The organism is Streptomyces sp. S3(2020), from assembly GCF_013044505.1.
Taxonomy (GTDB): Bacteria; Actinomycetota; Actinomycetes; order Streptomycetales; family Streptomycetaceae; genus Streptomyces.
In genome coordinates, this window is sequence record NZ_JABERD010000096.1 from 26997 (window position 1) to 35487 (window position 8491).

Here is an 8491-nt window from a genome sequence, read left to right on the forward strand (position 1 = left end):
GAGGAGAGGTGAGGGCAGAGCCCGGAGGATAAGATGAATCCTGGTTCATATTCATGATGAACCCTGGTTCACTTTTACGCAACCGCCCTTCGGAGAGCCCCATGTCCCAGGCCCGAGCGCCGCGCGCCGACGCGGTGCGCAACCGGAAGAAGATCCTGGCCGCCGCCCGCGAGCAGATCGCGGCGCACGGGCCCGACGTGGGGATGGACGAGATCGCCGCCGCGGCGGGGGTGGCCGTGGGCACGCTGTACCGGCACTTCCCGACCAAGACGGACCTGGTCGGGGCGGTGGTGACCGATCATGTCGGGCGGTGGGCGGACTACGGGGAGGGTGTGGTCGAGCGGCTGGCGGCCGGTGCGCGCGCCATGGACGAGGTGACCACCTTCCTCGACCGCTTCCTGGAGCTGTCGGCGACCGACCAGGCGGTGAAGGCCGCCGCGCAGGCGCTGGGCGCGGCCGGTGAGACGGCCGAGGAGGAGCGTGCGAGGGCGGCCCTCGACCGGCTCCTCCGTGCCGCGCGGGACGACGGGGACCTGCACCCCGATGTCACCGTCGACGACTTCTACCTGCTTCTCAAGACGGCCCCCGCCGACCGGAGTTCCACCGCCCGCGCCCGCTGGCTGACCCTCGTCCTACCGGGCCTGACGACCCGCGGCCGGCCTGTGGAGAGCTGAACGTCCTTGAACAGAAGCCGATTTGGACCGTGAGCGCCGCACCGACGAAAGACACCAGGGCGCCGGCGGCCGCCACGCGTACAGCCCGGGCACCGGAGATCCGGCCGCTGAACCGGGCCGCGGCTCCGGGCATCGAGTATCCGCTCGTGACCAACCCGGCCCTGGAGCCACTGGCGGCCGCGCCGGGCTAGGTCAGCGGCGGGCTCGTCGGACTTCGGGGCGGGGCGGTCGTATGAACTGGAGCGTGAGGGTGGCCGGGGGCTCCGCCAGGCCCGGTCCGCCCGCCGCGACCCAGGTCAGGACGTCGTCCGTGCAGTCGTCGTCGCCGGACCAGCCGACCCAGGTGGCGCGGCCACCGCGGCGGCGGCCCTCGCCGGAGGGCTGGACCACGAGGACGTTCGCCTGGTCGCAGGGGCCGAGACAGTCCGTCGTACGGACGGCGAGACGGCCACCGGACTCCGCGGCGGCGGCCGTCAACCGGTCGAGCTGCCACTGATGGTCGACGTCGGGATACTTGCTCGCGCTGCCGCAGCAGCAGCCCCGGCACACGACGAGGGTGCAGGGGCGGGCGCCCGCCGCCCCGAACACGACCCGCCTGTTCGTCGCGCTCATACGATCCCCTCCCCGTGACTCCGCCGACGCTCAAGATCGTACGTGCACCGCACCATCTGCAACGCAGGTGACCAAACCGTTGACGGGAACATGCCCCCCTCCTATCTTCTGACCGACATAACGAACTACGTTCGAAATTACGGACAGGGACGGTCGCGTATGGTTCGGACTCACCTCGGGAAAAGCCGCAGACCTCTGCTCCTCTGCGTGCTGACCCTCCTCCTCGCACTGGTGTCGGCGACCCAGCCGGCAGCGGCGGCGGACGGTCGCCCGTACACCAATCCGCTGAAGTCGTCCAAGGGTGCCGATCCCTGGCTGGAGTACTACGACGGCAACTACTACCTGGTCACCACGACGTTCACCGGCATCCTCGGCATCCGCAAGTCGCCGACGCTGGCGGGCCTGGCCACCGCGCCCAACGTGCAGGTGTGGTCGGACACCACCTCGACGCGCAACACCAACATCTGGGCGCCGGAGCTGCACTTCCTCGACGGCCACTGGTACCTGTACTACTCGGCCGGCCAGAGCGGGGTCGCCTGCTGCGACTCTCAGCGCACGCATGTGCTCGAGAGCTCCGGCACCGATCCGATGGGGACGTACACCTACAAGGGGTCGCTGACCGGATCGAATCTCACGCCGGGCGGCTGGCTGATCGACGCGAGCGTACTGAAGGCGAACGACAAGCTCTATCTCGTCGGCAGCGGGTTCATCAACGGCAGCACGCAGAGCCTCGTCATCGCGCCGATGACCAATCCGTACACCCTCGCCAGCAACACGTTCACCATCATCTCCAGCCCGACCCTGGACTGGGAGCGGTCCGGCAGTCCCGTCAACGAGGGTCCCGAGCCGCTGTACCGCAACGGGCGCACCTTCCTGACGTACTCCGCGAGCTCCTGCCAGACCGCCGACTACAAGCTCGGCCAGCTGGAGTTGACGGGCTCCGACCCGCTCAGCCCCGCCTCCTGGACCAAGAAGCAGACGCCCGTCTTCCAGCGCAGTGACACCAACGGCGTGTACGGGCCCGGCCACAACGGCTTCTTCACCTCGCCCGACGGCACCGAGAACTGGATCGTCTACCACGCCAACTCCGCGTCGAACGGCGGCTGCGGCAACGGACGGACCACCCGGGCCCAGAAGTTCACCTGGAACGCCGACGGCACCCCGGACTTCGGCACCCCGGTCGCCCTCGGCACCACCCTGCCGGGCCCGTCCGGCGAGACGGCGGTGACCCCGACGTCGTACACCCTCGTCAACCGCAACAGCGGCAAGTGCCTGGACGTGAACGGCGGCGGCACCGCCGACGGCACCAACATCTTCCAGTGGAGCTGCACCGGCGGCACCAACCAGAAGTGGCGGCTGGAGGACCTGGGCGACGACACCAACCGGCTCGTGAACGTGGCGACGGGCAAGGTCGCCGATGTCGCCGACTGTTCGAGCGCGGACGGCGCGGACATCCGCCAGTGGTCGTGGCTGAACAACAAGTGCCAGCGCTTCCGGCTCGTGTTCACCGCCGGCGGCGACTACGTCCGGATCGTCAACGAGTCCACCGGCAAGGTCGCCGACGTGGCCGACTGCGGCACCGCGAACGGCACCGACGTACGCCAGTGGACCTGGCTGGACAACAACTGCCAGCAGTGGCGCCTCGTTCCCACCACCTGACCTTCCCCGTCTGCTCGCGTATCTGGAGAACTCCCTTGAGACGCAACGCCGTTCGCCTGCTGCTGGCTCTGCTGGTGGCCCTCACGGCAGCCCTGGGCACCGCCCCCGCCCAGGCAGCCGTTCCCGACTCCCCCGCCGTGACCTACACCAACCCGATCGCGGAGAAGCGGGCCGACCCGCACATCTTCAAACACACCGACGGCTACTACTACTTCACCGCGACCGTCCCCGAGTACGACCGCATCGTGCTGCGCCGGGCGACGACCATCCAGGGCCTTTCGACCGCCTCCGAGGTCACCATCTGGACCAAGCACACCAGCGGGGTGATGGGCGCGCACATCTGGGCGCCGGAGATCCACTTCATCGACGGCAAGTGGTACGTGTACTTCGCCGCCGGGTCCACCAGCGATGTGTGGGCGATCCGGATGTACGTCCTGGAGGGCACCGGAGCCAATCCGCTCACCGCGACCTGGGCCGAGAAGGGCCAGATCAAGACCACCTGGGAGAGCTTCTCGCTGGACGCGACGACCTTCGTCGTCAACGGTGTGCGCTATCTGGCGTGGGCGCAGCGCAACCCGTCGGAGGACAACAACACCAGCCTGTTCATAGCGAAGCTGTCCAACCCCTGGACGATCAGCGGGACTCCGGCGGAGCTCTCGCAGCCGACGCTGTCCTGGGAGACCATCGGCTACAAGGTCAACGAGGGCCCGGCGCTGATCCAGCACGGCGACAAGGTCTTCATGACGTACTCGGCGAGCGCCACCGACGCCAACTACTGCCTGGGCATGCTGACCGCGTCGGCGACGGCGGATCTCACCAACCCGGCCTCCTGGACGAAGAGTTCGACGCCGGTCTTCCAGTCGAGCGCCGCTACCTCGCAGTACGGTCCGGGCCACAACTCCTTCACCGTCTCCGAGGACGGCAAGTCGGACATCCTCGTCTACCACGACCGCAGCTACAAGGACATCAGCGGTGACCCGCTGAACGACCCGAACCGCCGCACCCGGGTGCAGAAGGTGTACTGGAAGGCCGACGGCACCCCCGACTTCGGCATCCCGGTCGCCGACGGGATCACCCCGCAGCGCCTCTCGTCGTACAACTTCGCGGACCGCTTCATCCGGCACTGGGAGTACCGGGCCCGGATCGAGGCGAACGTCTCGCCGCTCGCCGACTCGCAGTTCCGGGTCGTCACGGGCCTGGCGGGCACGGGGACGGTGTCGTTGGAGTCGGCCAACTTCCCCGGGTACTTCCTGCGGCACAAGAACTTCGAGGTGTGGGTCGAGAAGAACGACGGGACGGCGACGTTCGCCTCGGACGCGAGCTTCTACCAGCGGGCCGGGCTGGCCGACTCCGCCGGAATCTCGTACGAGTCCTACAACTACGCCGGCCGCTACATCCGGCACTACAACTACCTGCTGAACGTCCAGGCCGTGAGCACCTCCACGGACCGGGGGGACGCCACCTTCTACGCCCAGTAGCCAGCCCTGAAGGCATGATCGAATAGACTATACACTGCATGTATAACCTCTGTGTATAGTCCCGGCATGCCTTCTGCGACCAAGAAGATGTACAAAACGGGGAACAGGTTCCGAGCTGCGCTGATGTCGGCGGCGGCAGTGTCCTTGACGCTGTCGCTGACCGGCTGCGGATCACTCGACACGACCGCGCCCAGCGCGGCCCGGAACCAGGCCACGGCCACCGCCCAGGTGGCCCGGTTCGGGACCGTCGACTGCCGTGAGGCCAAGTGCGTCGCGCTCACCTTCGACGCGGGCCCGAGCGAGCACTCCGCCCGGCTGCTCGACATCCTTGAGGAGAAACAGGTCCCGGCGACCTTCTTCCTCCTCGGCAAACGGCACATCGAGAAGTACCCGGAACTCGTGAAGCGCATGGCCGACGAGGGCCACGAGGTGGCCAGCCACACCTGGGACCACAAGATCCTGACCAAACTGAAGCCGGCGGAGATACGCGAGGAACTGGAGCGCCCCAACCGGGAGATAGAGCGGCTCACCGGGCAGCGGCCGACACTGATGCGCCCGCCGCAGGGCCGGACGAACGACACCGTCCACGACATCTGCCGTGAACTGGGCATGGCGGAGGTGCTGTGGAGCGTGACCGCCAAGGACTACATGACGAACGACTCCGCGCTGATCCAGAAGCGCGTGCTCGACCAGGTGTCCCGGGACGGGATCATCCTGCTGCACGACCTCTACGACGGCACCGTGCCGGCCGTGCCCGGGATCATCGACGCGCTCAAGGCGCGCGGGTTCGTGTTCGTGACCGTGCCGCAGCTGCTGGCCCCTGGGAAGGCCGAGCCGGGCGAGGTGTACCGCTGAGGCGGCCCTGTGGGGCTTTCACCAGGTGAGGCGCAGACGGTACGGGGAGCGGTGGATCATCGTGGGCCGCATCTCGACCGGCCGGTCGTCGGCCAGCCGCAGCCCCGGCAACCGCCCGGTCAACTCCTCCAGAGTGAGCCGGAGTTGCTCACGGGCGAGCTGGGAGCCCGGGCAGCCGTGCACACCGAACCCGAAGGCGACATGGCGGACCGGAACCCGGGTGATGTCGAACTCGTCGGCGCGCGAATGCCGTTCGGCGTCCCGGTTGGCACTGCCGAAGGCCACGAACACCGTGGCACCGGGCGGGAGTTCGGTACCGGCGAGGTTCACGGGACCGGTGGTGACCCGGCGGAACCCCTGGAGGGCGCTGTCGTAGCGGGCGGCCTCCTCGACCGCCGCCGGAATCCGCTCGGGCTCCGCGCACAGCAGCTCCCACTGCGCCCGGTGCCGCAGCAGGTGCAGGACCGTCGTACCGATGAGCGCGGTGGTGGTGAGATGCCCGGCGATCAGCAGGTTCTGCAAGTGGGCGACGAGTTCGTGCCGGTGCTCCAGGGTGAGTTCGCCGGATGAGGTGACGGAGCCGACGAGCTCCGTGCACAGGTCCTCGCGGGGGTCGGCGTGCCGTTCCCGCACATACCGCTCCAGCGTCCGCTGCATGGCGACGACGTCCTCGGCGGCGGCGATCTGCGCGGCCTCCTCCAGGGGACGGAACAGCAACTCCTCGGCGCGATGGCCGCCGTGCACGACGCCGGGCACGTCCTCGGGATCGAGGCCGACGACGCGGCCGATGACATCGCCGGGAAGCTTTCCGGCGTACGCCGACATCAGCTCGACCTCGCCGTCCTTGGCGAACCCCTCGACCAGGTCGGCGGCGCGCCGGGCGGCGTACGGCAGGACGGCGGCGACCCGCGCCGGCGAGAGCCCGCGGACGATCGGCGCGCGCAGCTCCTGGTGCCGGGCGCCGTCGGAGGTGACGACCACGGGCCGCCCGCCGAAGCCGCCGCCGAGGACGGCGAGCGCGGCGGGCGCGGGCAGCACGTCCGGGACGAGCGCGTTGGCCGACGAGAAGTCCTCGGGCCTGCGCAGGACTTCCCGCACATCGACGTCCCGGGCGACCAGCCAGGCGTCCAGTTCGTCGAGGTACGTCAGCCCGTCGGCCTGCCGCGCCCGCTCGTAGTGCGGATAGGGGTCGCGCTGCAACTCGTCGCGTCTTCCCAGCAGTTCACGGTCCACGGGATGCCCTCCGGCCGCCGGTGGTGCGGGGTCGCGCTCATGGTGCCGTACGGGTGCGGGGCTGCGATAGACGTCAACGGCCAATGCCTGTCGGCCAGTTCATCCCACTCGACCTGTCAGAAGACGACGGACCACCCCTCCCGAGCCGCCTGCTCCTTGGTGTACGAAACGCCGTGCGCCTTGAGTCCCTTGGCGTCGAGGAGGGTGATCTCGCCGCCGTGGTTGCCGAGTTGGGCTCCGCCCACGCCGCCCGCGCCGCCCACGCCGAGCGGGACGACGAGACAGGCTCCGGCGGCGAGCGGTCCGCCCGTGACCGGGGACTTCTGGCCCAGGCGGTCGCCGATGCGCCAGCCGGTGAGGTCGACGGGGTCGGGCGAGGCGTTGAGCAGGGTGACCGTCTCCGCCTCGGGCGCGGGGCCACGCGGGTTGACGAGGGCCGCGACGATCCGCACGGGCAGGCTGTTCGGCTCGGGCCGGTTGCCCTCGACGTCCTCCAGGGCATGGCCGGTGACGTCGTCCGTGTGCCAGGACTGGCTCTGGAAGGCGAGGAAGATCGCCACCCAGCGGTCCTGGCCGGGGAAGTGGAGGAGGATCCCGCCGTCCTGCCAGACACCGTCGTCGCCGCGGAACTTCCGGCTGTTGCCCTGGTTCATGTGGATGTCGTGGATGCCGTTTCCGGGCAGGAAGCCGAACACCTTGTCCTTGACGCGGGGTTCGGGTCCGAAGCGCTCGCCGAAGACGTACAGGCGGGCGTCCGGGTCCGCGATCGCGCGCCGTACGTAGTGGTCGAGGATGTCGGCCAGGTCGTCGTCGGCGCCGGGGGCGTCCGGGGGCAGGGTGCGCATCTTCGCCGGGTCGAGGAGATTGCCGCGCACGAAGTCGAGATTGGGGCCGCCGGGCCCGGGCGGCAGGGTGTTCCATCCGCTGCCGAGTCCCGCGAGCCGGGCCGTGACCGGGTGCCGGAAGTCCTCGTCGACGAGGTAGAGGAGCTCGGAGGGACGCTCCTGGGACAGCACGTTGACGGCGGCACGGTAGTGGACGTTCTGATCGTCGGTCAGATGGATCTGGTAGTGCGGGGTGTCGACGGCGCCCTCGCGCCGGGTGTCGACCGCCCGTGTGATCAGTACGCCGTAGGCCTTCAGTGGCATGGTGACCAACTCCCCCTGGGGGCGGGCCAAATGCCCACCCATGGGAGGAATCGTAGGGGTTGCGGGCCGTTCCGCGGGGCGGGTTCACCGGGTGTACGCACGTCCGACGACCGCCGGGCGGGCCAAGTATGTGAGGCGGCTATGAATACGGCGCTGAGCTGGCCGGATTCCCTAAGATCGTCGAGTGGTCACCTTCCTCCTCGAACGCACGGCACCGCTTCCCCCCGACGAGGCCTGGCGCCGCCTCACGCAGTGGCCCCGCCACGGCGAAGTGGTCCCCCTGACCCGCGTCCTGGTGGAGACCGCGGGACCGACGGCCGCGGGCACGGTCTTCGTGGCCCGCACGGGGATCGGCCCGCTCACCTTCGACGACCGCATGGAGGTCACGGTGTGGCGCCCACCGGTATCCGGTACGGCCGGCCAGTGCCGCCTGGAGAAACGAGGCCGGGTCGTGACCGGCTGGGCCGAGATCGAGGTCGGCCCCGGGCCGGGCGGACGCAGTCGCGTGGTGTGGCGGGAGGAACTGGGGTTCCGGTTCCTGCCCGGGGTGCTGGATCCGGTGGTGCGGCGGGTGGCGGGGAAGGTGGCGGCGGTGTCGGCGACCGCGGGGGGGGGTGTATGCAGGGAGACGTACCTGGTCTCGACCGACGTGGCGGGGCGGGCGGTGGCGAGGGACGCGCGCACGATGGCGTCGGGCGCGCGCTCCCAGCTGGGGGGGCTCCGCTGCTACACGGCGTGGTACGGCGCGGCGGCCGAGGCGATGTAGGGTGGGTACGGCACCGTCGCCGGGAAGACCGGCTCGGAGGCCGTGCCGTAGGCCGCCGTGGAGGAC

General features: G+C 69.7%; 8 protein-coding genes and 1 pseudogene. 6 read left to right on the top strand and 3 right to left on the bottom strand.

The features are described 5' to 3' along the window. The first annotated feature begins 101 nt into the window (after positions 1 to 101). On the top strand, positions 102 to 674 hold the full coding sequence (locus HLK59_RS27400) for a TetR/AcrR family transcriptional regulator (RefSeq protein ID WP_171144195.1): 573 nt from the start codon (positions 102 to 104) through the stop codon (positions 672 to 674). A gap of 29 nt (positions 675 to 703) precedes the next feature. After that, the gene (locus HLK59_RS27405; RefSeq protein ID WP_171144196.1) at positions 704 to 865 is read left to right on the top strand and encodes a hypothetical protein; all 162 of its coding nucleotides are present in this window, start codon (positions 704 to 706) and stop codon (positions 863 to 865) included. Between the two features lies 1 nt (position 866). On the opposite strand, the gene HLK59_RS27410 is transcribed toward HLK59_RS27405, so the two are convergent. Beyond that, positions 867 to 1286: a (2Fe-2S) ferredoxin domain-containing protein gene (locus HLK59_RS27410; RefSeq protein ID WP_171144197.1), complete on the bottom strand. Its 420-nt coding sequence runs from the start codon at positions 1284 to 1286 to the stop codon at positions 867 to 869. A gap of 159 nt (positions 1287 to 1445) precedes the next feature. Between HLK59_RS27410 and HLK59_RS27415 the strand changes: the two genes are divergently transcribed. The 3 genes from HLK59_RS27415 to HLK59_RS27425 all read left to right on the top strand — a co-directional run bounded on the left by HLK59_RS27415 (position 1446) and on the right by HLK59_RS27425 (position 5278). Next, complete coding sequence (locus HLK59_RS27415) at positions 1446 to 2945, top strand: family 43 glycosylhydrolase (RefSeq protein WP_171144198.1); 1500 nt, start codon at positions 1446 to 1448, stop codon at positions 2943 to 2945. A 35-nt stretch (positions 2946 to 2980) separates the two neighbouring features. Next, positions 2981 to 4423, top strand: coding sequence for a family 43 glycosylhydrolase (locus HLK59_RS27420; protein WP_171144199.1), 1443 nt, complete (start codon positions 2981 to 2983; stop codon positions 4421 to 4423). An 87-nt stretch (positions 4424 to 4510) separates the two neighbouring features. Continuing rightward, positions 4511 to 5278 (top strand): polysaccharide deacetylase family protein, encoded by a 768-nt coding sequence (locus HLK59_RS27425; protein ID WP_171144201.1) that lies wholly within the window; start codon positions 4511 to 4513, stop codon positions 5276 to 5278. A gap of 18 nt (positions 5279 to 5296) precedes the next feature. Here HLK59_RS27425 and HLK59_RS27430 read toward each other — a convergent pair whose 3' ends face one another. Both HLK59_RS27430 and HLK59_RS27435 read right to left on the bottom strand, forming a co-directional pair. Then, positions 5297 to 6511 carry a cytochrome P450 gene (locus tag HLK59_RS27430; protein ID WP_171144200.1) on the bottom strand — a complete coding sequence of 405 codons (1215 nt, stop codon included), beginning with the start codon at positions 6509 to 6511 and terminating at the stop codon, positions 5297 to 5299. A gap of 116 nt (positions 6512 to 6627) precedes the next feature. Next, on the bottom strand, positions 6628 to 7659 hold the full coding sequence (locus HLK59_RS27435) for a DUF2278 family protein (protein WP_171144202.1): 1032 nt from the start codon (positions 7657 to 7659) through the stop codon (positions 6628 to 6630). Between the two features lie 184 nt (positions 7660 to 7843). On the opposite strand from HLK59_RS27435, the pseudogene HLK59_RS27440 reads away from it, so the two are divergent. Then, a pseudogene (locus tag HLK59_RS27440) lies at positions 7844 to 8227 on the top strand (SRPBCC family protein); the annotation flags it as partial. Positions 8228 to 8491: the final 264 nt, after the last annotated feature.